The sequence below is a fragment of the Amycolatopsis pretoriensis genome (assembly GCF_900107925.1).
Taxonomy (GTDB): domain Bacteria; phylum Actinomycetota; class Actinomycetes; order Mycobacteriales; family Pseudonocardiaceae; genus Amycolatopsis; species Amycolatopsis pretoriensis.
The window spans coordinates 395961-419431 of record NZ_FNUJ01000008.1 but is presented as its reverse complement, the minus strand read 5'-3'; the positions used below and the strand labels follow the sequence as shown (position 1 = coordinate 419431).

The 23471-nt window shown below is 72.3% G+C and carries 24 protein-coding genes; 15 read left to right on the top strand and 9 right to left on the bottom strand.

Going from position 1 to position 23471, the window contains the following annotated elements:
• Window positions 1–6 precede the first annotated feature (6 nt).
• Genes BLV96_RS35405 through BLV96_RS35395 form a run of 3 tightly spaced genes read right to left on the bottom strand, consistent with a single transcriptional unit; the run spans window position 7 to window position 2562 of the window.
• Window positions 7–747 (bottom strand): FAD:protein FMN transferase, encoded by a 741-nt coding sequence (locus BLV96_RS35405; RefSeq protein ID WP_086676605.1) that lies wholly within the window; start codon window positions 745–747, stop codon window positions 7–9.
• Window positions 744–1202: an FMN-binding protein gene (locus tag BLV96_RS35400; RefSeq protein WP_086676604.1), complete on the bottom strand. Its 459-nt coding sequence runs from the start codon at window positions 1200–1202 to the stop codon at window positions 744–746. The genes BLV96_RS35405 and BLV96_RS35400 overlap by 4 nt, the downstream gene beginning before the upstream one ends.
• A gap of 13 nt (window positions 1203–1215) precedes the next feature.
• Window positions 1216–2562 carry a ferredoxin reductase family protein gene (locus BLV96_RS35395; RefSeq protein WP_086676616.1) on the bottom strand — a complete coding sequence of 449 codons (1347 nt, stop codon included), beginning with the start codon at window positions 2560–2562 and terminating at the stop codon, window positions 1216–1218.
• A 147-nt stretch (window positions 2563–2709) separates the two neighbouring features.
• Here BLV96_RS35395 and BLV96_RS35390 point away from each other — a divergent pair, with 147 nt between their 5' ends.
• Together BLV96_RS35390 and BLV96_RS35385 are read left to right on the top strand one after the other, a co-directional pair.
• Entirely contained in the window at window positions 2710–3423 is a 714-nt protein-coding gene (locus BLV96_RS35390) for a response regulator transcription factor (protein ID WP_086676615.1), read from the top strand.
• Window positions 3420–4841, top strand: coding sequence for a sensor histidine kinase (locus BLV96_RS35385; RefSeq protein ID WP_086676603.1), 1422 nt, complete (start codon window positions 3420–3422; stop codon window positions 4839–4841). The genes BLV96_RS35390 and BLV96_RS35385 overlap by 4 nt, the downstream gene beginning before the upstream one ends.
• Here the strand turns inward: BLV96_RS35385 and BLV96_RS35380 are convergent.
• Entirely contained in the window at window positions 4819–5469 is a 651-nt protein-coding gene (locus tag BLV96_RS35380; protein WP_086676602.1) for a pyridoxamine 5'-phosphate oxidase family protein, read from the bottom strand. The two genes, BLV96_RS35385 and BLV96_RS35380, sit on opposite strands and share 23 nt — an antisense overlap.
• An 80-nt stretch (window positions 5470–5549) precedes the next feature.
• On the opposite strand from BLV96_RS35380, the gene pdxR reads away from it, so the two are divergent.
• Both pdxR and BLV96_RS35370 read left to right on the top strand, forming a co-directional pair.
• Entirely contained in the window at window positions 5550–6938 is a 1389-nt protein-coding gene (gene pdxR / locus BLV96_RS35375) for a MocR-like pyridoxine biosynthesis transcription factor PdxR (RefSeq protein ID WP_086676601.1), read from the top strand.
• Between the two features lie 102 nt (window positions 6939–7040).
• Window positions 7041–8135 (top strand): D-alanine--D-alanine ligase family protein, encoded by a 1095-nt coding sequence (locus BLV96_RS35370; protein WP_086676600.1) that lies wholly within the window; start codon window positions 7041–7043, stop codon window positions 8133–8135.
• Here the strand turns inward: BLV96_RS35370 and BLV96_RS35365 are convergent.
• Both BLV96_RS35365 and BLV96_RS35360 read right to left on the bottom strand, forming a co-directional pair.
• The gene (locus BLV96_RS35365; protein WP_208608405.1) at window positions 8132–8665 is read right to left on the bottom strand and encodes a DUF3515 domain-containing protein; all 534 of its coding nucleotides are present in this window, start codon (window positions 8663–8665) and stop codon (window positions 8132–8134) included. The genes BLV96_RS35370 and BLV96_RS35365 overlap by 4 nt on opposite strands.
• 64 nt (window positions 8666–8729) lie before the next feature.
• Complete coding sequence (locus BLV96_RS35360) at window positions 8730–8963, bottom strand: Lrp/AsnC family transcriptional regulator (protein ID WP_003091994.1); 234 nt, start codon at window positions 8961–8963, stop codon at window positions 8730–8732.
• Between the two features lie 124 nt (window positions 8964–9087).
• Here BLV96_RS35360 and BLV96_RS35355 point away from each other — a divergent pair, with 124 nt between their 5' ends.
• Both BLV96_RS35355 and BLV96_RS35350 read left to right on the top strand, forming a co-directional pair.
• Window positions 9088–10044 (top strand): thiamine-phosphate kinase, encoded by a 957-nt coding sequence (locus BLV96_RS35355; protein ID WP_086676598.1) that lies wholly within the window; start codon window positions 9088–9090, stop codon window positions 10042–10044.
• Between the two features lie 16 nt (window positions 10045–10060).
• Window positions 10061–10540, top strand: coding sequence for a GNAT family N-acetyltransferase (locus BLV96_RS35350; protein ID WP_086676597.1), 480 nt, complete (start codon window positions 10061–10063; stop codon window positions 10538–10540).
• Here BLV96_RS35350 and BLV96_RS35345 read toward each other — a convergent pair.
• A complete protein-coding gene (locus BLV96_RS35345) occupies window positions 10527–11729 on the bottom strand; it encodes a glycoside hydrolase family 27 protein (protein ID WP_086676614.1) in 1203 nt (400 codons plus the stop codon). The genes BLV96_RS35350 and BLV96_RS35345 overlap by 14 nt on opposite strands.
• 32 nt (window positions 11730–11761) lie before the next feature.
• Between BLV96_RS35345 and BLV96_RS35340 the strand changes: the two genes are divergently transcribed.
• Genes BLV96_RS35340 through BLV96_RS35330 form a run of 3 tightly spaced genes read left to right on the top strand, consistent with a single transcriptional unit; the run spans window position 11762 to window position 13828 of the window.
• The gene (locus BLV96_RS35340; RefSeq protein WP_086676596.1) at window positions 11762–12292 is read left to right on the top strand and encodes a gamma carbonic anhydrase family protein; all 531 of its coding nucleotides are present in this window, start codon (window positions 11762–11764) and stop codon (window positions 12290–12292) included.
• Window positions 12293–12322: 30 nt separating this feature from the next.
• Window positions 12323–13000 (top strand): uracil-DNA glycosylase, encoded by a 678-nt coding sequence (locus BLV96_RS35335; RefSeq protein WP_086676595.1) that lies wholly within the window; start codon window positions 12323–12325, stop codon window positions 12998–13000.
• Window positions 13001–13057: 57 nt separating this feature from the next.
• Window positions 13058–13828 (top strand): alpha/beta fold hydrolase, encoded by a 771-nt coding sequence (locus BLV96_RS35330; protein WP_086676594.1) that lies wholly within the window; start codon window positions 13058–13060, stop codon window positions 13826–13828.
• Window positions 13829–13886: 58 nt separating this feature from the next.
• Here BLV96_RS35330 and rpmB read toward each other — a convergent pair whose 3' ends face one another.
• A complete protein-coding gene (gene rpmB, locus BLV96_RS35325; protein ID WP_003091970.1) occupies window positions 13887–14078 on the bottom strand; it encodes a 50S ribosomal protein L28 in 192 nt (63 codons plus the stop codon).
• Window positions 14079–14212: 134 nt separating this feature from the next.
• On the opposite strand from rpmB, the gene BLV96_RS35320 reads away from it, so the two are divergent.
• From BLV96_RS35320 to BLV96_RS35310, 3 genes are read left to right on the top strand one after another with little or no spacing between them, the layout of a single operon-like run.
• On the top strand, window positions 14213–15787 hold the full coding sequence (locus BLV96_RS35320; protein WP_086676593.1) for a DAK2 domain-containing protein: 1575 nt from the start codon (window positions 14213–14215) through the stop codon (window positions 15785–15787).
• A 3-nt stretch (window positions 15788–15790) separates the two neighbouring features.
• Window positions 15791–17944: an ATP-dependent DNA helicase RecG gene (gene recG, locus BLV96_RS35315; RefSeq protein WP_086676592.1), complete on the top strand. Its 2154-nt coding sequence runs from the start codon at window positions 15791–15793 to the stop codon at window positions 17942–17944.
• The gene (locus tag BLV96_RS35310; RefSeq protein ID WP_086676591.1) at window positions 17941–18408 is read left to right on the top strand and encodes a GNAT family N-acetyltransferase; all 468 of its coding nucleotides are present in this window, start codon (window positions 17941–17943) and stop codon (window positions 18406–18408) included. Before recG ends, BLV96_RS35310 begins: the two co-directional genes overlap by 4 nt.
• Here the strand turns inward: BLV96_RS35310 and BLV96_RS35305 are convergent.
• A complete protein-coding gene (locus tag BLV96_RS35305) occupies window positions 18368–19003 on the bottom strand; it encodes a TetR/AcrR family transcriptional regulator (RefSeq protein ID WP_086676590.1) in 636 nt (211 codons plus the stop codon). The genes BLV96_RS35310 and BLV96_RS35305 overlap by 41 nt on opposite strands.
• Before the next feature lie 31 nt (window positions 19004–19034).
• Here BLV96_RS35305 and BLV96_RS35300 point away from each other — a divergent pair, with 31 nt between their 5' ends.
• The 3 genes from BLV96_RS35300 (at window position 19035) to BLV96_RS35290 (ending at window position 23389) form a co-directional block, all read left to right on the top strand.
• A complete protein-coding gene (locus BLV96_RS35300; protein WP_086676589.1) occupies window positions 19035–20168 on the top strand; it encodes an erythromycin esterase family protein in 1134 nt (377 codons plus the stop codon).
• A 301-nt stretch (window positions 20169–20469) separates the two neighbouring features.
• The gene (locus tag BLV96_RS35295) at window positions 20470–22443 is read left to right on the top strand and encodes a caspase-related protein (RefSeq protein ID WP_341866129.1); all 1974 of its coding nucleotides are present in this window, start codon (window positions 20470–20472) and stop codon (window positions 22441–22443) included.
• A gap of 37 nt (window positions 22444–22480) precedes the next feature.
• Window positions 22481–23389: a S8 family peptidase gene (locus BLV96_RS35290; RefSeq protein WP_086676588.1), complete on the top strand. Its 909-nt coding sequence runs from the start codon at window positions 22481–22483 to the stop codon at window positions 23387–23389.
• Window positions 23390–23471: the final 82 nt, after the last annotated feature.

The window sequence follows — 23471 nt, the reverse complement described above, 5'->3', positions numbered from 1 at the left end:
AACGGATTACGACGCCAGCGCGAGGCCCGCCGTCCGGTGCACGCGGCGGCTGTCGTCGACGATGAGGATCTCGCAGTCCGGCCGGTCGGCCGCCCACGTGATGCCCTCGGCGCCCATCGCGAACGCCGCCGTCGCCAGCGCGTCCGCGGTGACCAGGTCGCGGGCCATCACGGTGACGCTCAGCAGCCCGGTCGCCGGTGCGCCCGACCGGCCGTCGAGGATGTGCGAGCCGCGCTCGTAGGCCGCCGACGTCGCGATCGCGCCGTTGCGCGACTCCAGCACCGCGCACACGGCCAGGGGCTGCTCGGGGTGGCGCACCCCGACCCGCCAGGCGCGTCCCGGGTGCGGCTCGCCGGCGGTGACGACGTCGCCGCCGGCGTTGAGGCAGAACGTCGTCGCGCCCTCGGCCTTGAGCATGTCGGCGGCGCGCTGCACCGCCCAGCCCTTCACCACCGCGCACGGGTCGAGGCCGCGGCCGGGCAGCCGCGCGCGGAACGCGCCGCCGGAAAGCTGTTCGTAGTACGCGCACAGCTCCAGCACTTCGAGGAGGTCGTCGCTCAGCGCGTCGGCCGTCAGCTCGCCGCGGTCGTACCGGCTGACTTCACTGTCCTCTTTGAACGGGCTGAACTTCGCGTCGACGTCCCGGAACCACGCGAACACCTCGTCGACGATCTCGGCGAAGTCGCCTTCATCGCGCAGGTCCAAGGAAATCGGCAGGCCCATCACCTGCTCCACGCGCGTGGTCATCTGCTGCCCCGGGCGTCGATCGCCGCCTGCAGCGACGTCTTGTAGGACTCACTCGTCTCGGTCGCCCCGGTGATCGTGTCGATGTCGGCGCTCTGGGCCTTCATCGCTTCTTCCTGCAGGCGCGGCAACGCGGTGAGCGCGCGACCGTCGTCCGGAGCCTGCAGCAGCGTGACCGCGACCATCCGCGACCCGGTGAACGTGACCTGGACCTGGACCGTGCCGTAGCTGCTCGACTCCGGGGTGCCCTGCGTGGTCACTGTCGCGTTCGCACTGTCCGGAGTGGACGATGCGGGCGGAGCGGCCGAGGACGGCGGAGCGGCCGATGTGGACGGTGCGCTGGTGCTCGGCGGCGCCTGCGCGACGGACGCGGTGTTGTGCACCGGCCCCGGCTCGAACCGCCAGACCGCGATGAACCCCGCGATCGAGAGCGCGACGACGAAAATGGTCTTCTTCACGGTGGAAATCCCCCTAGGCCGCGAGGCTGAAGCGTTCGGCGTGGACCTGGGTCTTCGGCACCTTCAGCTCGCGCAGGCTGCGCAGCACGGCCGACGTCATCCCCGGCGGGCCGCAGACGAACACGTCCCGCTCGTGCACGTCCGGCACCATCATGTGCAGGTTCGCCGGCCCGAGCATCGTCCCGCGCGGGCCGACCGCCTGGTCCGGTCCGGTGAGGACGCTCACGACGGCGCCGCGCGCCTTGGCCAGCCCGTTCAGCTCGGGCAGCAGCACCGCGTCGGCCTGCGTGCGCACCCGGTACAGCACGACGACGTGGCCGTCGATGTCCTCCAGCAGCGCGCGGATCGGCGTGATGCCGACGCCGCCCGCCACGAGCAGCGCGTTGGGCCGCTGCTGGTGGATCGTGGTGAACGCGCCGTACGGGCCCTCGGCGAACACCCGCGTCCCGACCCGCAGGTGCCGCAACGACGCGCTGGCGTCGCCGAGCGCCTTGGCGGTCAGCCGCAGCGTGCGGCCGTCGGGCGCGGCCGACAGCGAGAAGGGGTTGGCCTGCCACCAGCGGTCCTTCGTGAGGAACCGCCACAGGAAGAACTGGCCCGCCCGCGCCGGCATCTTGTCGAGGTGCTTGCCGGTCATGTACACCGACACCACGTCCGGGGCCTCGGACACCACCGCGGTCACGCGCAGCTGGTGGCGCAGGTTCCGCCACAGCGGGAGCACGACGCGCCCGGCGAGCACGGCGGTGCCGGCGCCGAGCCAGAGCGTCCACCAGTAGGTCTTCGCGGTTTCCGAGCCGGCGAACGACTGGCCCAGCGCGATCTGGTGGGTGAACGCCAGCAGCACCGCGGCGTAGGTGTAGAGGTGGATGAAGTGCCAGGTCTCGTAGGCCAGCCGCTTGCGCGCGAACTTCGCCGACGCCGCCCCGACGATCAGGATCACGGCGAACGCCACGAGTGCCCGCAGGATGCCTTCGAGCGTGTCGGCCATTTCGACCAGCTCGTCGACGACGCCCTTGCTCGACACCTCCGCGTAGCCGAACGCGATGAACACCAGGTGCGCCAGCAGGGTCCACAGGATCGTGAAGCCGGTCCAGCGGTGCCACGTCGTGAGCCGGTCCATCCCGATCCGCCGGTCCAGCCACGGCAGCCGCGCGACGAGCAGCAGCTGCACCGCCATGGCCAGCGCGCCGTACATGCCGGCGAGCCGGCCGATGCTGATCAGCACGTTCTGCGACAGGCCGGCCTGCGCGAACAGCGCGGTGACGGCCGCCACATTGGCGCCCAGGAAGAGGAAAAGGCCGGATTTCGCGGCGATCCGGGGGCGGATCGCCGGGCGCGTGGCCTCGGCGGTCTGCGTCATGCTGGTCACACGGATCCCCTTCGGTTTCGGTTCACGAAGGCCAGCCTCGCCACGGACCCTGTGGCGAGTCTGGGTACCGGCTGTCGGATTCCTGTCGGCCGGTGCCAGCGGTCGCCGCGCGCGCGTGCGCCGGGAGAAGATGGGGTGGTGGAGCCCTCCGAACCCGTGCGCCTGCTCGTCGTCGACGACGAGCCGCACATCGCCGACCTCGTCGCCACCGTCGCCCGGTACGAGGGCTGGCAGGCGGTCACGGCCGGGTCCGGGAAGGCCGCGCTCAGCCAGGCCGCCGAGTTCGGGCCGGACATCGTCGTGCTCGACCTGATGCTGCCCGACCTCGACGGCTTCACCGTGCTCGACCGCCTCCGGGAGACCGGCAGCGCGGTGCCCGTGGTCTTCCTCACGGCCAAGGACGCGACGGCCGACCGGGTCGCCGGGCTCACCCGCGGGGGTGACGACTACCTCGTGAAACCGTTTTCCGTCGAGGAGCTGATGGCGCGGCTGCGGGCAGTGCTGCGGCGCAGCACCGGCGTCACGCACCAGGTGGCGACGCGCCCGGCCGTGCTGCGCGTCGGGGACCTGACGCTCGACGAGGACACCCGCGAGGTCCGGCGCGGCGACCGCCTCGCCGAGCTGACCCCGACCGAGTACGAGCTGCTGCGCTACCTCCTGCGCCGGTCGCCGTCGGTGCTGACGAAGGCGCAGATCCTCGACCACGTCTGGGAGTACGACTTCGGCGGCCGGTCCAATGTGGTCGAACTCGTCATCTCGCACCTGCGGCGCAAGGTCGACGCGGGCGACGGCGAACCGCTGATCCACACCGTGCGCGGCGTCGGGTACGTCGTGCGCCAGGCGCACCGGTGAAGCGCTTCTTCCGCCGGTGGTACGGGGCCTGGCAGCGCACGCGGCTGGGCACCCGGATCACGCTCGGCCTCGGCGCGCTCGCGCTGGTCGTGTTCGCGGCGGTCGGCGTCACGATGGTCGGGATCATGCACGGCTACCTCGACCGGCGGCTCGACGAGCAGCTGTCCAAGAGCCAGAACACCCAGCTGCCGCAGCTGCGCGAGACGCACGGCTCGCCGCAGTCGGTCTACTCGTGGTACTCGGCGCTGTACAAGGTGCGCGACGGCGTCGCGACGCCCCAGCCCGGCGGCCAGCTGCCCGGCGACGCCAAGCAGCTGGCCAAGATCGCCGCCGACGCGGCCGGCGGCGACGTCACGCGCAACATCTACCTGCACGACGACGGGCCGTACCGGGTGCGCGCGTGCCCGGTCGACAACGGGTCGGTGCTGCTTTCGGCCGCCCCGCAGAAGGACCTCGACGGGACCGTCCGGCAGTTGATCTGGGTCGAGGTCGGCGCGTTCACGTTCGCGCTGGCCGTGCTGGTCGTCGTCGGACGGCTGGTGCTGCGCCGCGGCCTGCGCCCCCTCGCCGACATGGCGGGCACCGCGCACGACATCGCGTCCCACGACCTCACGGCGAACGCCGACCTGCCGGTGCGCGCGGCGGGCACCGGCGGCGGCGCCGAGGTCGAGGAGCTGCGGACGGCGTTCAACGTGATGCTGGCCCACATCGACACGTCCTTGGCGGCGAAGACCGAGGCGAACGAACGGCTGCGCCGGTTCGTCGCGGACGCCTCCCACGAGCTGCGCACACCCCTGACGTCGATCCGCGGCTACGCCGACCTCTTCCGCTACGCGGCGGCGAACGAGCCGGCCGAACGCGAAGCGCACCTGGCGAAGATCCGCTCGGAGACGACCCGGATGAGCGTGCTGGTCGACGACCTCCTGCTGCTGGCCCGGCTCGACGCGCGGGCCGCCGAGACGCCGTTGCGGCCCGAGCGCGTCGACCTGGCGGAGCTGGCCGGCGACGCGGCGGACGCGTTCACCGCCGGGCGGCCGGACCACCCGCTGACGACGGCGCTTTCGCCGGCTTTCGTGTCCGCGGACCCGCTGCGCCTGCGGCAGGTGCTCGACAACCTGCTGGCCAACGCGGCCGTGCACACGCCGCCCGGGACCGCGGTGCACGTCTCGGTGGCGGTCGCGGATTCGTTCGCCGTCGTCGAGGTCGGCGACGCCGGGCCCGGGATCGCCGTCGCCGATCAGGAACGGATCTTCGACCGGTTCTTCCGCGTCGACGACTCGCGCACCCGCGGCAACGGCGGCACCGGGCTCGGGCTGTCGGTGGTCCAGTCCCTCGTGACGGCGCACGGCGGCACGGTCGGCGTGGCGTCGGAGCCGGGCCGGACGACGTTCACGGTCAGGTTGCCGCTCGCCCGGTGACGTGCGGCGGCGTCGTCCAGCCGGGGGAGAGGTCCTCGGACGGCTCGGGGGCGCCGAAGACCGTCCGGACCGGGAGGACGCCGGCCCAGGCTTTGTCGGCCTCGAGGTCCTCGGGCTCGTCGTCCGGGCCCTCGGCGCGCATCTTCACCGACGCCTCGGCGAGGTCGAGCGCGAGGACGGACACCGCCGCGAACTCCTTCGCGTTGACCTCGCGCGCGTGTTCCCACGAGCCCGGCGCGAGGTGGTCGGTGAGCACCCGGAGGCCGTGCGTCTTCGCTGCCGCGTCCGTGACGAGTGCCGCCTTCCCGAAGATCACCGCGCTGCGGTAGTTCATCGAGTGGTTGTTCACCGAGCGCGAGTAGACGATGCCGTCGAGGAGGGTGACGGTGACGCAGACGTCGAGGTCCTGCGACGCCGTGCGGAGGCTCGACGCGCCGGTGGAGCCGTGCAGGTAGAGCGTGTCGCCGTCGCGGCCGTAGCCGGTCGGCAGGACGATCGGCGCGCCGTCGCGGACGATGCCGAGGTGGCAGATCAGGCCCTCGTCGAGGACGGCGTGCAGGGCCGAGCGGTCGGTCACGGCACGGTGCTTCTTGCGGCCGAGCGTGGTGCGGGACGTGGTGGACAGCATGCGACCAGCGTCTCCCAGCGCAGTGGCATCGGAAAACGGCCACTTCTCGTACACTTGGGAAGTCCACTCGAGGAGGCCCCGTGACCCACGCCGACACCGCGCTCCCGGTCAGCCTCGACCGCGCGGCGGTGACCCCGCTGGCCGTCCAGCTCGCCGACGCGCTGCGCGAAGCGGCTGCTTCGGGCCACCTCCGGGGTGGCGACCGGCTGCCGTCGACGCGCGCGCTGGCCGGCCGGCTCGGGGTGAGCCGCACGGTGACGTCGGCGGCGTACGAGCAGTTGCACGCCGAGGGCTGGATCGCGGGGCGGCACGGCTCCGGCACGTACGTGACGATGCCGCCGTCCTTTTCGGCGTCGGAGGTGCCGGCGCCCGCCGTCCCGGCGCCCGAGGCCGACGCGCCCGCGCTGCTCGACCTCGGTCCCGGCACGCCGTGGGCGGACGGCCTGGACCGCGCGGCCTGGCGCCGCGCGTGGCGGGCCGCGGCCGACCCGGATCCGCTGGTCCGGGCCCACCGCGCGGGGCTGCCGGAGTACCGCGCGGCGGTGTCGGAGCACCTGCTGCGCCACCGCGGGCTGGCGGCGGGCTCGGTGCTGGCGACGGGCGGCACGACGGCGGCGGTGATCGAGCTGGCGGCGGCGGTCCTGGAGCGCGGGGACGTCGTCGCGGTCGAGGAGCCGGGGTACCAGCGGGCGGTGCAGGCGTTCCGCCGGGCGGGCCTGCGGGTGGTGGGGGTGCCGGTGGACGACGAGGGGTTGCGGCCTTCCGCGATCCCGGCGGGCACGCGGGCGGTGTACTGCTCGCCGGCGCACCAGTACCCGATGGGCAGCCGGCTCTCGGCGGCGCGGCGGGTGTCGCTGGTGGAGCTGGCGCGGTCGTCGTCCATGTTGGTCATCGAGGACGACTACGACGGGGAGCTGCGCTTCGACGTGGCGCCGTTGCCGATGCTGGCTTCGCTGGCCCCGGACGTCGTGGTGCACCTGGGGACGACGTCGAAGATCCTCACGCCGACGTTGGGCGCGGGCTGGATGGTGGCGCCGGAAGCGATCACGTCGGCGGTGCTGGCGTACCGGGATTCGACCGGGACGCGGCCTTCGCCGGCGGGGCAGCGGGTGTTGTACGAGTTCGCCCGAAACGGGGATCTGGGACGGCACCTGCGGAAGCTGCGCCGCGAGATGGCGGAGCGCCGGACGCTGCTGGCGGGAGCGTTGTCGTCGGCGGGGATCCCGATCCGCGGCGACGACGCCGGGGCGCATCTGGTGGTGCCGTTTTCGTCGGCTTCCGTGGAGGCTTCGGTGATCGCGGCGGCCGAGCGGCGGGGGATCCGGTTGGACGGGTTGGCCCGGCATTTCGCGGGCGAGCCGTCGGCGCACGGGGTGGCGATCGGGTATGCGGGGTGTTCGCGGGAAGCGCTGGTCGCGGCCCTGCCGGCCCTGGTTTCCCTGCTGCGCGGACAGTCCCTCCCGTCGTAGCGACGCGCCGGGAGCGCCGAGGTTGCGTTCACCGCTCCACCGCCGCCGCCCGCCGCACCGGGCTCGGCTGTTCCGCGAGGTCACCGGGTACGGTGGCTCACCATGAGCGAGAAACTCCGGGTCGCGGTCGTGTTCGGCGGGCGCAGCAGCGAGCACACCATCTCGTGCCTCTCCGCGGGCAGCGTCCTCGGGAACCTCGACCCCGAGCGCTTCGAAGCCGTGCCCGTCGGGATCACCCGGGAAGGCCGGTGGGTGCTCGGCACCGGCGACTCCGCCCAGCTCGCCATCCGCGGCCGCGAACTGCCGTCGGTCGACGACGGCAAGGGGCTCGTCCTCGCCGGCGATCCCTCCAGCCGCGGGCTCGTCGCCGTCGAGGCCGGGCGGGAAAGCGAACTCCTCTCCCAGGTGGACGTCGTTTTCCCGGTGCTGCACGGCGCCTTCGGTGAGGACGGCACCATCCAGGGCCTGCTCGAGCTCGCCGGCATCCCCTACGTCGGCCCCGGCGTGCTCGCCAGCGCCGCCGCCATGGACAAGGAAACCGCGAAGAAACTCCTGGCCGCCGAAGGACTTCCGGTCGGGACCTTCACCGCGCTCAAGCGGAGCCAGTCCACTTTGGACGACGAGGACCGGGCCGAGCTCGGCCTGCCCGTCTTCGTCAAGCCCTCACGCGCCGGCTCGTCCGTCGGGATCAGCCGCGTGACGACGTGGGACGACCTCGACGCCGCCATCGCGTTCGCCCGCGAGACCGACCCCAAGGTCCTCGTCGAGGCCGCCGTCGTCGGGCGCGAGGTCGAGTGCGGCGTCCTCGAATTCCCGGACGGGCACGTCGAAGCCTCGCTGCCCGCCGAGATCCGCGTCCTCTCCGAAGACGAAAACGCTTGGTACGACTTCGAAACCAAGTACCTCGGCGACGACGCCGAGCTGGACATCCCGGCCAAGCTCGACGACGCCCTCACCGAGAAGCTGCGCGCGATGGCGGTCCAGGCCTTCGACGCGCTCGACTGCCAGGGCCTCGCCCGCGTCGACTTCTTCGTCGGCGCCGACGGCGAGCTGACCATCAACGAGGTCAACACCATGCCCGGCTTCACGACGAAGTCCGCCTACCCGAAGATGTGGGAGGTCACCGGCGTGGACTACGCGACGCTGCTGACCACGCTCATCGACACGGCGATCGCCCGCGGCACCGGCCTCCGCTAGAACTTCAGCGGCTTGGCCGGCAGCTTCGCGGCCACGGTGTCCGAGATCGTCTGCAACGGACCCGTCCCGGCGCTGTCCGGCACGGTCAGCGCCGCGTAGACCTCGCGGTCCACGACGTACCACGTCGACGCGCCCTCGCCCGGCACCTGCAGCCACTGGACGCCGTTCACCAGGCGCAACGCCGCTGTCGGCGTCAGCTCCGGCGGCCGGTTCAGCCCGCAGCGCAGCACCAGCGGGTCGTCCGTGCCCCAGGCCACCGTCGCGGGCGGCGCCGGGGCGGCCAGTTCGCGCACCTTGAGAGAAGTCCCGTTGGACGTCAGCTCCGTGGGCACTGCCCCCAGCAGTGTGGTGCAGGCGGGCGAGCCCGCGGCGGGCGCCGGCACGGGGACCAACGGCAGCGGACCCGCGGCATCCGAGGACGAGCGCTGGGTCAGCGCGAAGACGGCGACGGCGACCGCCAACGCCACGGCGAGCACGGTCGCGGTGACGAGCACCACCCTGGGCGGGGCACCGGTGTCGGAGTCAGGCACCCCCCAATGACACCACAGTGACATTGCACGGGGGACGACCCCCGAACCCCCGGAACCGCCGAGGTCAGAGGTGGACGACCGGGCAGGTCAGCGTCCGCGTGATGCCTTCCACGTTCTGCACCTTCGCGACCACGAGCTGGCCCAGCTGGTCCACGTTGTCGGCGGCCGCGCGGACGATCACGTCGTACGGTCCGGTGACATCCTCCGAGCTGGTCACGCCCGGGATGCTGGAGATCTCGGCGGCCACCGCGGCCGCCTTGCCGACCTCGGTCTGGATGAGGATGTATGCGTGGACCACGGCGCGCCCTTTCGTCGGGATCGGTCGGCTCAGGTAGGAACGTATAGCCAGCTCACCGAAAAACATAGGGCATCCGACTATCGGTGATCGATCTTTGTCCTGGGGAAGAAAGCAGAGGTGACGGGTGTCACCGAACGACGGAACGGTCGCCGGGACCGGCGAGTTCGCGCTCATCCGCGCCGTCACCGAAGGACGGCGCCAGCCGCCGGGCACCCTGCTCGGCCCGGGCGACGACGCCGCCGTCGTCGCCGCGCCCGACGGCCGCGTGGTCGCCAGCACCGACGTGCTCGTCCAGGGCGTCCACTTCCGGCTCGACTGGTCGCCGCCCGAGTCCGTCGGGCGCAAGGCCGTCGCGGTCAACCTGGCCGACATCGCCGCCATGGGCGCCGCGCCCACCACCGTCCTGGTCGGCATCGCCTGCCCGCCCGACACCCCGCGCGAGGTCGTCACCGGCCTCGCGGACGGCATGTGGGCCGAGGCCGAACGCGCCGGCGTCGGCGTCTCCGGCGGCGACATGGTGCGCGCCGACCAGCTCGTGATCAGCGTCACCGCGCTCGGCGACCTCGGTGACCGCGAACCCGTGACGCGCTCGGGTGCCCGTCCCGGCGACCTCCTCGCCGTCAACGGGCGCCTCGGCTGGGCCGCCGCCGGCCTGGCCGTGCTGGGCCGCGGCTTCCGCTCCCCGGTCGGCGTCGTCAACGCCCAGCGCTGCCCGGAACCGCCCTACGAAGCCGGTCCGCGCGCCGCCCTGGCCGGGGCAACGGCCATGATCGACGTCTCCGACGGCCTGCTGGCCGACCTCGGGCACATCGGCGCGGCCTCCGGCGTCGGCATCGACGTCCGCACCGCCGACCTCGACGTCCCGGCCCGGCTCACCGAAGTCGGCGCCGCGCTGGGCGCCGACCCCCTCGACTGGGTCCTCACCGGTGGCGAAGACCACGCCCTCGCGGCCACCTTCCCGCCGTTCACCGAACTCCCCGAAGGCTGGCGCACGATCGGCGTCGTCACGATGGCCGACTCCGGGATCACCGTGGACGGGAAACCGTTTTCGCGAGAAGCGGGCTGGACGCACTGGCGCTGATCTAGGCTCGGAAAGCGTGAGAATCGTTCCGGTCCCCTACGACCACCCCGACGCGGCCAAGCTCATGGCCGCGGTGCAGCTGGTGTACGTCGAGCGTTACGGCGACGAGGACATGACCCCGATGAGCCCGGCGGACTTCGATCCGCCGCAGGGTGTGTTCCTCGTCGGCTACCAGGGTGAAGAAGCCGTCGCCTGCGGGGCGTGGCGCGCCCACGACGGCCCCGAGCCCGACTTCCGCGAAGGCGACGCCGAGTTCAAGCGGATGTACGTCGCCGATTCGGCGCGCGGCCGCGGGTTCGCGCGGATGATCCTGTCCGAGCTGGAGCGCACCGCGGCGCTGTGCGGCCGCAAGCGCGCGGTCCTGGAAACCGGGACCAAGCAGCCGGAGGCGATCGCGCTCTACACGTCGTCGGGGTACGACGAGATCCCGAAGTTCGGCGTCTACAAGAACGAGCCGGACAGCCGGTGCTACGGCAAGGACCTCACCTCGGTGTGAGCTTGAGCAACGCCGCCGCGTGCGGGCGCAGCGACGCCGACACGGCGGTGCCCGTGTCCTGGTGGGTCCACAGGTCCCGGACGGACCAGGAACCCGGGATCGACGCGGAAACGGTCGTGGTGGTGCTGCCGGTGTTGAGCAGCACCACCGCGAACCCGCCGCCGGTAAGCGGTTTCCCCCACACCTGGTAGCCGGGGCCGGTGTCGAGCTGCCGGCCCTGGCCGCCCGCGAAGTCCTGGTCCACGGCGATCGCCTCGGGGTTGGCGAGGGTCGCGAGGTCGGTGCCGGTCAACTTCGCCGGGTCGGTGCCGGCGAACAGCGGCGCGTTCAGCACGGCCCAGACGCTGAAGTGCGCGCGGGCCTCGTCCGCGCTCAGCGTGCCGTTGCCGACCTGCAGCATGTCCGGGTCGTTCCAGCCGCCCGGACCGCCGCTGTGCACGGCGACCGCGGCCTGCTGGTCGATCGTCGCAAGCACGGAGTCCCAGGTCGCGACGAGGTCGTTCGTCGTCCGCCAGGAGTTCGCCACCGGCCGCGCCCAGGTCCACGGGCTGGAGACGCCGTATTCGGAGATCGCGTAGACGATCGGGCGGGGCAGCGCGGCGAGCTCGTCGCGCATCTTCTCGAACGCGGCCCTGCGGTCGAGGCCGTCGACGGTGTCGGCGTTGCACCAGTCGTACTTGAGGTAGTCGACGCCCCAGCGGCCGAACGTCTCGGCGTCCTGGCGTTCGTGGCCGAGCGAGCCGATACCGGACGCGGGGTAGGCGTCGTTGGCCATCGCGCACGTCCGGCTGCCGGGCACCGCGTAGATGCCGAACAGCAGGCCGCGCGAGTGGACGTAGTCGGCGAGGTCGGCGATGCCGTGCGGGAACCGCTTCGGATCGGCCTGCAGCGACCCGTCGGCGGCGCGCGTGGGCGCCTGCCAGCAGTCGTCGACGACGACGTACCGGTAACCCGCGTCACGCAGACCGGAGTCGGCGAGCGCGTCGGCCGCCTTCTCGACGACGTCTTCGGTGAGGTCGTAGCAGCGGACCTGGTTCCAGCTGTTCCAGCCCATCGGCGGGGTCGCGGCCAGGCCGTTCGCCAGCGCCGGGGTCGCGACGGGCAGGCTGAGCAGCCACGTCAGCACGACGAGGAGGAGCACGAGCGGGCTGGTTTTCGGCTTCGCGGTGATGTCGTGATCCAATCGCACCGGAAGTGAAACCGCGGTCACCCGGAGGCGGCATGCCGATCTACGCACTCGGTTCGCTCGAGCCGACGATCCACCCCGACGCCTACGTCCACCCGGACGCGACGGTGATCGGCGACGTCCGGATCGGCGCGCACGCGTCGGTGTGGCCGCAGACCGTGCTGCGCGGCGACCACGGCTACATCGAGATCGGCGAGCGCTCGAACGTCCAGGACGGGTGCGTCCTGCACTGCACCGAGCGGCACCCGACGATCCTCGGGCCGTCGTCGGCGATCGGCCACGCCGTGCACGTCGAGGGCGCGCGGATCGGCACCGGCTGCCTGATCGCGTCCGGCTCGGTGGTGCTCAACGGCTCGGTGATCGAAGACGGCGGCATGGTCGGCGCGGGCGCGGTCCTGTCCTACGGCTCGCGCGTCAAGACCGGCGAGATCGCGCTGGGCGTGCCGGGCAAGACGCGGGAGAACAAGTCGTTCAGCGCGGAGAACATCGCGATGGTGGTGGAGTCCTACGTCGAACGCGGCCGCCGGTTCAAGAAGGAGCTGAGGCGGCTCGACCCGCTCGGGTGACGTCGGCCACGCCCGGTAGGCTTGCGCGCCGTGACCGCACGACCGCTGCAGGACATCGTCGAGGCAGGCTGGGCCGAGGCCCTGGAACCGGTGGCGCCGCAGGTCGCCGCGATGGGGGAGTTCCTCCGCGCGGAGATCGCCGCGGGCCGGACCTACCTGCCGGCGGGTGAACACGTGCTGCGGGCGTTCAAGCAGCCGTTCCACGACGTGCGCGTGCTGATCGTCGGGCAGGACCCGTACCCGACGCCCGGGCACGCGGTGGGCCTGAGCTTTTCGGTGGCGCCGGACGTCCGGCCGATCCCGAAGAGCCTGATCAACATCTACAAGGAATACGCCGACGACCTCGGCCACCCGCTGCCGTCGAACGGCGACCTCACGCCGTGGGCCGACCAGGGCGTGCTGCTGCTGAACAGGTCGCTGACCGTGCAGCCGGGCAAGTCCAACTCGCACCAGGGCAAGGGCTGGGAGGCGGTCACCGAGCAGGCGATCAAGGCCCTCGCGGCCCGGTCGGAGCCGATGGTGGCGATCCTCTGGGGCCGCAACGCGCGCAACCTGCGGCCGATGCTGGGTGAGGTCCCGTGCATCGAGTCGGCGCACCCGAGCCCGCTCTCGGCGCACAACGGCTTCTTCGGGTCACGGCCGTTCAGCCGGGCCAACCAGCTGCTGGAGCAACAGGGCGCGGCGCCGGTGGACTGGAAACTCCCGTAGGTTCGGTGTCCGGATCCGCGTGACGGCTCCGACCAGGGGTGAACCTTTGGAGGAAGCATGAACGTCACTTCGGCCGACGGCACGGCCATCTTCTTCGAGCGGCGTGGGTCGGGCGCGCCGGTGATCCTGGTCGGCGGCGCGTTCAACGACCGGACGACCGTCACGGGCCTGGCGGAAGTCCTGGCTCCGGACTTCACGGCGATCACCTACGACCGCCGCGGACGCGGCGACTCCGGCGACTCGCCGGACTACGCGATCGAGCGTGAGATCGAGGACATCGCGGCGCTGATCGCCGAGGCCGGCGGGACGGCGTCGGTGTTCGGGCACTCGTCGGGGGCCGTGCTCGCCCTGGAGGCGGCCGCGGCGGGCATCGGCATCGACAAGCTGGTGGCGTACGAACCGCCGTACGCGACGCCGGAGCAGGACCGGGGCGACGTCCTGGAGCAGGTGCAGGCCCAGCTGGCGGCGGATGACCGCGACGGCGCGGTGAAGACGTTCCTGATGGTCGCGGGCACCCCGGAAGAGATGGTCGAGGGCATGAAGCAGGCGCCGGTGTGGGGCTGGTTCACGGCCCTGGCGCACACGCTGCCGTACGACCTGACGATCTGCGGCCCGGGTGCGCGTCCCCGCCTCGACCACCTGGCGAAGATCACGGTCCCGACCCTCGTCATCGGCGGCGGCGCGAGCCCGGAGCAGCTCCAGGCGGGCGCCCGCGTGGCGGCCGAGGCGGTGCCGGGCGCTCGGTACGAGACCCTGGCCGGGCAGGACCACGGGGTGCTGCAGTTCCCGGAAACGCTGAAGGACCTGCTGACCGGCTTCCTGAAGTAGCCACAGAAAAAGGGCGGGTGCTCCGAGGAGCACCCGCCCTTTTCGAACTCTTCTCGCCTCAGCCGCGAACGACCTTGCCCGCCTTGATGCACGAGGTGCACACGTTCAGGCGCTTGCGCTGGGACACACCCACCTTGGCGTGGACGGTCTGGATGTTCGGGTTCCACCGGCGGTTGGTACGGCGGTGGGAGTGCGAGACCGACTTGCCGAAGCCGGGTCCCTTGCCACAGACGTCGCACACGGCAGCCACGTCGAACTCCTTTGGATCTGGGTCATAGAAATGAGCCCAGATGCACTGGGCAACTCGACCATAGTAACTACTGCGATCGAGGCCCCCGGCACCGGGTCGATACGCTGCCGGAAGACCGGTCAGGAGGTTACGGGGTGCGGGTGCTGGACGCGGCGGCGGTGGCGGCCTGGGCTGCGGGTTGTGTGCACAGCCTGGCGAGCCTGCGGCCGGCCATCGACGAGATCAACGTCTACCCCGTCGCCGACTCCGACACCGGCTCCAACATGCTCTTCACGATGACCGGCGCGGCTCGCGCACTCGCCGAAGCCGACCCGGGAACCGCCGCCGAAGCGCTGAAGGTCCTCGCCCGGGGTGCGGTCGCCGCCGCCAAGGGCAACTCCGGCGTCATCCTCTCCCAGGTCGTGCGCGGGCTGGCCGACCGCGCCGAAGGCGAGCTGGACGGCCCGTGGCTGGCGCAGGCGCTGGGCCACGCCGACCAGGTCGCCACCGGTGCCGTGAGCCGCCCGGTGGCCGGGACCATCCTGACCGTCCTGCACGCCGTGGCGACCGCCGTGCGCGGGGACACCCGGTCGCTGACCGAGGTCGCCCGCGAGGCCGCGAAGGAAGCCGCGCACGCCCTCGAGAAGACGCCCCTGCAGCTGCCCGCCCTGGCCAGGGCCGGGGTGGTCGACGCCGGCGCCCGCGGGCTCGTCGCGGTGCTCGACGCCCTGGTCGGCGTCCTCACCGGCACCGCGCTCGAGCGGGACCACGCCCTCGAAGTGCCCACCGCGGAAGAGCAGGCCTACGCCTGGGAGGTCATGTACCTCCTCGACGGCGTCGACGAGCAGAGCCTGCCGACCCTGCGCAAGGAGCTGAGCGGCCTCGGCGACAGCGTCACGGTCGCCGGCGACGGCTCGGGCAGCCACGCCGTGCACGTCCACTGCGCCGACATCGGCGCCGCGATCGAAGCGGGGCTCACGCTCGGCCGTCCGCGTGCGATCCGCGTCGAACCGCTGCTCACGCCGACGCCGATCGAGCCGGGCGGCGGGATCGACCGCACGGTCGTCGCCGTCGTCCACGGTGGCGGGCTGGCCGAGCTGCTGCGCGCCGAAAGCATCCCGGTGCTGGCCGTGCCCGAGGGCGAGACGCCGAGCGTCGAAGACGTGATCGGCCTGCTCAACGAAGCCGCCGGCCGGCACGTCACCGTGCTGCCGGGCAGCGTCGGGCTCACCGCGGCGGTCGACACCGCGGCCGGGCACGCGATGGCCGCCGACCGGGACGTCGTGGTCATCCCGTGCGTCTCGCCGGTGCAGGTGCTGGCCGCCCTCGCCGTGCACGACGCCGGGCGCCGCACCAACGACGACGTCGTCGCGATGGCCGAGGCGGCCGCGGCGACCAGGCGTGGCGAACTGCGGATCGCGCAGGAGGAGTCGCTAACCTGGGTGGGCCGGGCCCAGTCCGGTGACGTCGTCGGCCTGGTCGACGACGAGGTGGTGCACATCGAGCCCGCGCCGGCTTCGGAGACGAACCTGGTCGCGGCCGCGATGAAGGTGCTCAACCGGATGCTGGCCCTCGGCGGGGAGCTGGTGACGGTGCTGAGCGGGGCCGACGCCCCGCCCGGGGTCGCCGAAGAGCTCGCGGAGCAGCTGCGGGTGGAGCACCCCGAGGTGGAGCTGACCAGCTACGCCAGCGGCCAGGCGGAAGCCGTGCTGCTGATGGGAGTCGAATAGCCGATGGCCGGACTGCGCGACAAGCTGCCGCTGCTGCTGGGCGCCAAGACGGCGAAGGCGCTCGCCACCTCGCTCGACATCGAGACGGTCAGCGACCTGCTGCGCCACTACCCGCGCCGCTACGCCGAGCGCGGCGAGCTCACCGACATCGCTGGCCTCGAGCTGGGCGAGCACGCGACCGTGCTGGCGCGCGTGGAGAAGGTGAGCAAGCGGCGGATGAAGTCCCGCAACGGGACCATCCTCGACATGGTGATCACCGACGGGAAACGCCGGCTCACCTGTGCCTTCTTCAACCAGGCCTGGCGCGAGAAGGACCTCGTCCCCGGCAAGCACGGCCTCTTCGCCGGCAAGGTGTCCGCCTTCCGCGACACCCTGCAGCTGACCAACCCCGAGTACGAGCTGTTCGAAGCCGACCGCGCCGACGAGGCCATGGACGACTTCCTCGCCGCGATCATCCCGGTCTACCCGGCGGCGCAGGGCATGCCGACGTGGTCGATCGCCAAGTGCGTCCGGCAGGTCCTGGACGTCCTGGAGGTCGACGAAGACCCGATGCCGGCCGAGCTGCGGCGGCTGCACAAGCTGTCCGACCTCGACACCGCCCTGCACGGCATCCACCGCCCGGCCAACTGGGCGCACCTGGAGGCGTCGAAGAAGCGGCTGAAGTGGGACGAGGCCATGGCCGTCCAGCTGATCTTCGCGCAGCGGCGGCACTCGGCCATCTCGCGGCCGGCGAAGGCCAACCCGCACGTCAGCGGGGGCTTGATGGACGCCTTCGACAAGCGGCTGCCCTTCGACCTCACCGCCGGCCAGCGCGGGATCGGCGACGAGATCGCCGCGGACCTCGCCACCGAGCACCCGATGAACCGGCTGCTGCAGGGCGAGGTCGGCTCGGGCAAGACGATCGTCGCGCTGCGGGCGATGCTGCAGGTCGTCGACAACGGGCGGCAGGCCGCGATGCTCGCGCCGACCGAGGTCCTCGCCGCGCAGCACGCGCGGTCGCTGCGGGAGATGCTCGGCGACCTCGGCCAGGCGGGTGAGCTGGGCGCGGCGGAGAACGCCACGAAGGTCACGCTGCTGACCGGGTCGATGGGCGCCAAGGAGCGCAAGAAGTCGCTGCTGGAGATCGTGAGCGGCGAGGCGGGCATCGTCGTCGGCACGCACGCGCTGATCCAGGACCACGTCGAATTCGCCGACCTCGGCCTAGCCGTCGTCGACGAGCAGCACCGCTTCGGCGTCGAGCAGCGGGACGCGCTGCGCACCCGCGGCGCCGGCGACACCAGCCCGCACGTGCTCGTCATGACGGCGACGCCGATCCCGCGCACGGTCGCGATGACCGTCTACGGCGACCTGGAGGTGTCCGCGCTGCGCGAGATGCCGGTCGGGCGCTCGCCGATCTCCACCACGGTCGTGCCGGTCGCCGAGAAACCCGCGTGGTTCGACCGGATCTGGCAACGCGTGCGCGAAGAGGTCGGCAAGGGGCACCAGGGGTACGTCGTGTGCCCGCGGATCGGCGACGAGCCGCCGTCGGACAAGAGCGACAAGCGGCCGCCGCTCGCGGTCCTCGACGTCGCGCCCGACCTGGAGCACGGCGCGCTGCAGGGCCTGAAGATCGGCGTGCTGCACGGCCGGATGCCGCCCGACGACAAGGACGCCGTGATGCGGGCGTTCTCCGCGGGCAACCTCGACGTCCTCGTGGCCACGACGGTGATCGAGGTCGGCGTCAACGTCCCGAACGCGACCGCGATGGTGATCATGGACGCCGACCGGTTCGGCGTCAGCCAGCTGCACCAGCTGCGCGGCCGCGTCGGCCGCGGCAGCGTGCCGGGGCTGTGCCTGCTGGTCACCGAGGCCCTCGACGGCACGGCGACGCGCGAACGGCTGGCGGCGGTGGAGTCGACGACCGACGGCTTCGAGCTGTCCCGGCTGGACCTCGAACTGCGGCGCGAAGGCGACATCCTCGGGGCGGCGCAGTCCGGCAAGCGGTCCGGGCTGAAGCTGCTTTCGCTGCTGCGCGACGAAGACGTGATCGCGGCTTCGCGGGCGAGCGCGCAGGAGATCGTCGAGAAGGACCCGGACCTGAAGAAGTACCACGGCCTGGCGCAGATGGTCGCCGACGTCGTCGACGTCGAGCGCGCCGAGTACCTGGAGAAGACGTGATCCGCGACGCCACGGTGGCCGACGCGCCCACGATCGGCGAGGTCCACGTGCGGTCGTGGCAGGCGGCTTACGAAGGGTTGATCCCGGCGGACTTCCTCGCCGGGCTGTCGGTGGAGCCCCGCGCGGCGGCGTGGGCTCGGCAGATCAGGGATGGCGGCCGGGTGCTGGTCGCCGACGACGACGGCGTCATCGCGGGGTTCGCCGCCTTCGGGCCCGGGCAGCTCTACGCGCTCTACCTGCTGCCGGAGCACTGGGGGCGGGGCGTCGGCCGGGCGCTGCACGACCGGGTCGTCGAAGAGCTGCCCGGCGACAGCGCCATCTTGTGGGTGCTCGCGACGAACGAGCGCGCGAAGGCCTTCTACGTCCGGCAGGGCTGGGTGGCCGACGGCGCGTCGCAGACCGAGACGATCGACGACGGCCGCGTCACGCTGGAGGAACTGCGGTACCGGCGTTCGCTGCCGTGAACACGCCGGCTTTCGCGGCGGCCGCGGCGGCTTTGGCGGCGACTCCGGCGTCTTCTTTGCTGACGCCCTCGCGGGAGACGAACAGGCGGTAGAAGATGGGCCCGCAGGCGACCCGCACGACCTCGACCGCGTCGGTGCCCGCCGGGACCTCGCCGCGTTCGACGGCCCGGTCGACCACGACCGCCGAACGGGCGTGGCGGTCGACGTAGAACTCCTGCAGTGCGTCCGCCGCGCGGGGTGACAGGAACGCCGCCGAGATCGACGCCGTCGGCAGCTCGCGCTCGCCGGGCGAGGTGAAGTAGTGCACCAGCTCCAGGTTGATCCCGCGCAGGTCGCCCTCCAGCGAACCGGTGTCCGGCGCGGTCCACTCCTGCTCGGTGCCCATCAGCAAAGCCGCGGCGACCAGGCCTTCGGCGGACTCCCAGCGGCGGTAGAGCGTCGTCTTGTGGACGCCGGAGCGTTCGGCGACCGCCTCGACGGTCAGCTCCGCGTACCCGCGTTCGCCGAGCAGCTCGAGGGTGGCGTTCAGCGCGGCGAGGCGGGTCCGCTCGGTGCGGCCGCCCGGGCGCTTGGTCCCGGAAATCTCGGTTGCCAACTGCTACTCCTGTTGCGTTAGTGTGCCCAGTATGCCAGAAACCGACTCCGTCGACGTCGCCTCCATCGCCGAGCTGATCGGCGACGCCGAGGTCGTCGCCCTCGGCGAGAACAACCACCACATCCGCGAGTTCGGCGTGCTGCGCGACCGTCTCCTGCGGTACCTCGTCGCCGAGCGCGGGTTCACCGTGCTGGGGTTCGAGGGCGGGTTTCCCGAAGGGCGCCTGGTCGACACCTGGCTGCGGGGCGGACCCGGCGAGGTCGCCGACGTCGCCCGGGACGGCTTCACCTTCGGCCTCGGCGACTCGGCCGAAGTGCACTCGATGCTGACCTGGCTGCGGGGTCGCGAGGTCCGGTTCTCCGGGCTGGACGTGCCGAGTTCGGCCGGGTCACCGGTGCCTTCGCTGCGCGCGGTCCGCGAAGTCCTGGCGCGGGTCGATCCCGCCAATGTGTCTCTTGTGGACACGGCGTTGGCGGCCTGCGAGCCGTACGCGTCGGTGAGCAGCGCGGTCGCGCCGGGTCGGTACGCCGCCATGGACGTGGCAGCGCGGGATGCGGCCACCGCGGCGCTGACCGTCCTCAAAGGACACGTCGAGTCGCTGGCGCCGGAGGCCGCCCACGACGCGGAGGGCGCGCTGCGCGTCGACCTGTACCTGCGGGAGCTGGCCGCGCTGATGGCCGGGCAGGCGCCGGAGCCGCAGAGTTCTTCGCGGGACACGTACATGGCGGCGACCGTGCGGCTGCTGCGTCGCCGGCACCCGGGCGAGAAGATCGTGCTGATGCTCCACAACGGACACCTCCAGCGCGTGCCGTTCTCGCCGATGCCGGGCATGACGGCGCCGTCCGCGGGCACGCACCTGGCCGCCGAGCTGGGCGATCGTTATTTCGCGCTGGCCATGACGGCCGTCTCGGGGACGACGACCGGGCTCGCGCCCGACGACGCGTTCCCGCTCGGCTTCCGGATGTTCGAGCAGGCCCTGGAAGCGCCGGCGGACGGCAGTGTCGAGGCGGCGCTGGCCGCCGAAGCGCCGTGCGTGGTCGCGCGTCCCGTGGCGACGGGCATCCGGCACGCGCACATGAACGTGGCGGTCGACGTCGCTTTGGCGTTCGACGCGGTGGTCTGCCTGAAAGGGCAGGAAACGATTTTCCGTTCGGACGCTGAATAGGTGTGCCCGTTCGGCTGCTTGCCGTAACGCGTCGCGTGGGCGTTTCCTACCGGTATGGCCGGGCGGAGGCGGGCGTTGATCGTCGCCAACGGCGAGTACGACAACGCGGGGCTGCAGCGGCTGGGCTCGCCCGCGGCGGACGCGGACGCCCTCGCCGGGGTGCTGGCCGACCGGGCGATCAGCGACTTCGACGTGCGGGTGGTCCGCAACGAGACCGCGCACGTCGTCCAGGCGGATCGAGGACCTGTGCGCGGAAGGGCGTCCCGACGACGTCCTGCTGCTGCACTTTTCCTGCCACGGCTTGAAGGACGACGCGGGCGGCCTGTACTTCGCGGCGCGCAACACCCGTCCGGACCGGCTGCGGTCGACGGCCGTGCCCGCCCAGTTCGTCCAGCAGTGCATCCGGCAGACGCGCTCGCGCAGCGCGGTGCTGCTGCTGGACTGCTGCTACGGCGGGGCGTTCGGGCAGGGCGTGGCGGTCCGGGCGTCGGGTGACGCGAACGTCCTGGACAGCTTCCGCGGCGGCCGCGGGCGAGCGGTGATCACGGCGTCGAACTCGATCGAGTACGCGTTCGAAGGGGCGACGCTGGCGTCGGACGAGCCGGCCCGGCCGTCGGTGTTCACCTCGGCGCTGGTGGAGGGGCTGCGGACGGGCGAGGCGGACCGCGACGAGGACGGCTGGATCGCGCTGGGGGAGCTGTACGAGTACTTGTTCGACCGCGTCCGCGAGCGCAACCCCAAGCAGACGCCGAGCCGGGACATCGAGATGCAGGGCGAGCTGTACCTGGCGAAGAGCCGGCGCCGGCGCATCAAGCCGTCCCCGGTGCCGCCGGATCTGGCGGGGGCGATCGCGGCGGAGAACCCGTTCACGCGGCTGGGAGCGGTGGCGGAGCTGCGGCGCCGGTTGTCGAGTCCGAACCTGCCGGTGGCGGTGGGGGCGTTCGAGGCGTTGAAGTCGATGGCGGCGACGGACATCGAGCACGTGGCGGCGGCCGCCGCGGACGCGTTGTCGTTCGCGGTGGTGCGGGTGGATGCCGGGTCTTTCCGGTTGTCGGCCCCGGCTGGGTCCGGGGCGTCGGCTTCGCTGCGGGTTTCGGGACCGCCGGTGGCGCGGGAGGTCCGGTTCGACCCGTCGCACGCGTGGATCCGGGTGGCCGAGGTGGCGGGCGGGGCCGAGGTGACGGCCACGGCGGGCGAGTCGGGAGTGCGGCGCGGAAAGGTGGTGGTGACGGGCCCGACGGGCGACGCGGTGGTGGAGGTGGAGATAAGAACCGAACCGGCACCGACTGCGGTCGCCGAACCTGAATCCGCACCGAACGTCGAGCCGGTGGTCGCTGCGGAACCGGAGACCGTGCCTTCGCCTCACCCCGAGCCCGAGCCCGAGCCCGAGCCCGAGCCCGAGCAAGTGGCGGAACTGGCCCCACCAAAGCGCCCCAATGTGGCCTTCGGTGCGTCTGACGCAACCAAGGCCACATTGGGGCGCACTCCCGAGCCGACCAAGCAAACCGGCGCCATCGATCCTGTCGGTGGCTTCGCCGGGATCCTCGCCATCGCCGGTACCGTCTTCGCCGTCGCCGGGCTACCCCTCCACTACCGCTACGACAGCTACACCCTCGCCCAGTACCGCCCCGGCATGGAGTACTCCGTCGCCGTCGTCGCCGCGTGCGCCCTCGTTGCCGGGATCCTCACCCTCGCCCCGAGGACTCGCGAACGCACCGGCCCCGCCCTTCTCCTCGGTGCCGGCCTCGCCGCTCTCTTCGGCCTCCTCCGCTTCGTCGGCGAAGCGCTCACCCTGTCCACCGGCTCGGACACCGAACTGAACGCCGGTTTCACGTTCGCGCTGCTCGCGCACCTCGCCTGGGCCGTCGCCGGCCTGTGCGCCTTCGTCGCGTTGCGACGGACCGTTCGCCGGATCACCGGCTGGGCCTCGTGGGCCGCCATCGCGCTCGGTGTCCTGGCCGCCGCCGGGTGGATCCTCCAGCTCGTCGAACTCGACAGCTACGACTCCGACAACGCCGGTCGCAACGGGGCCTACTTCCTGCTCGGTGCCCTGGTCGCCGTCGTCGTTCCCGTCGTCGCCGTGGTGCTGCGCCCCGCCGTGCTCGTCACCGGGCTCGCCGGGCCGGTCGCGGTGCTGCCGCCGACCTTCGCCGTGCTCGCCGACTACTCCTCCCTCACCTACGCCGGGCAGATCGTCGCCGTGGTGGCTGTGGTGCTGCTCGCGGTCGATGCCGGGGTGCTGGCCCGACGTCAGCCGATCGAGCGACAGTCCTGAGTTGTCACCTCGCCACCGCCGGGGTACCACGACGATCATGAAGACAGCGACAGTGGCCGCGGCCGTGGCGATCGTGCTCGCCGGGCAGACCCCTGCCCTCGCCGACGGCGGTGTGCAGGCCGACCCGCCCAGCTGGGGTCTCGACCGGATCGACCAGCGCACCGGGCTCGACCACGCCTACCACTACGCCACCGCGGCCGAAGGCGTCTCCATCTACGTCATCGACAGCGGCGTCGACGCGAAGCACCCCGACTTCCAGGGCCGCGTCGCCCCGGGACGGGACTTCCTGAACGGCGGCTCCGACACGTCCGACACCAACGGTCACGGCACCCGCCTCGCCGGGATCGCCGCCGGCAAGGACTACGGCGTCGCGAAGGGTGCGCAGATCGTGCCCGTGCGGGTGCTCGACAAGGACGGCGGCGGCGCCACCGACCAGATCATCGCCGGCATCGACTGGGTCACGCAGAACGCCCAGCAACCCGCCGTCGCCGTCCTCGGCATCGGCGGGGTCCCGAACGACCAGCTCGACGCCGCCGTCAAGCGCCTCGCCGCCGTGGTCCCGATCGCCGTTCCGGCGGGCAGCGAGGCCGCGGACGCCAGCGGCTTCTCCCCGGGCCGGGTCGCCGAGGCGCTGACCGTCGGGGCCACCGACGCCCAGGACCACCCGGACAAGGCGTCGAACTTCGGCCAGGACGTCGACCTCTACGCCCCGGGTGCCGACGTCCCCGGCCCGGTCGCGGGCGGCACCGGCGCGGGGCCCGAGTCGGGCACGTCGATGGCGGCGGCCTTCGCGGCCGGCGTAGCCGCGCTCTACCTGGCCCAGCACCCGGAATCCAGCCCTGGCCAGGTGGAGCAAGCGCTTGTTCAAAGCGCGACGGCGAACGCGCTGCAGGGCGTCCCGGACGGCACGGCCAACCGGCTGCTTTACGCGCCACCGGGATCCTGACAAGCTGCCCAGACGCTCCCCCGGCCAACCTCCAGCGGCGCATGATGTCCATCACCCGGGACAGAACTCCCGCAGAGCGGGA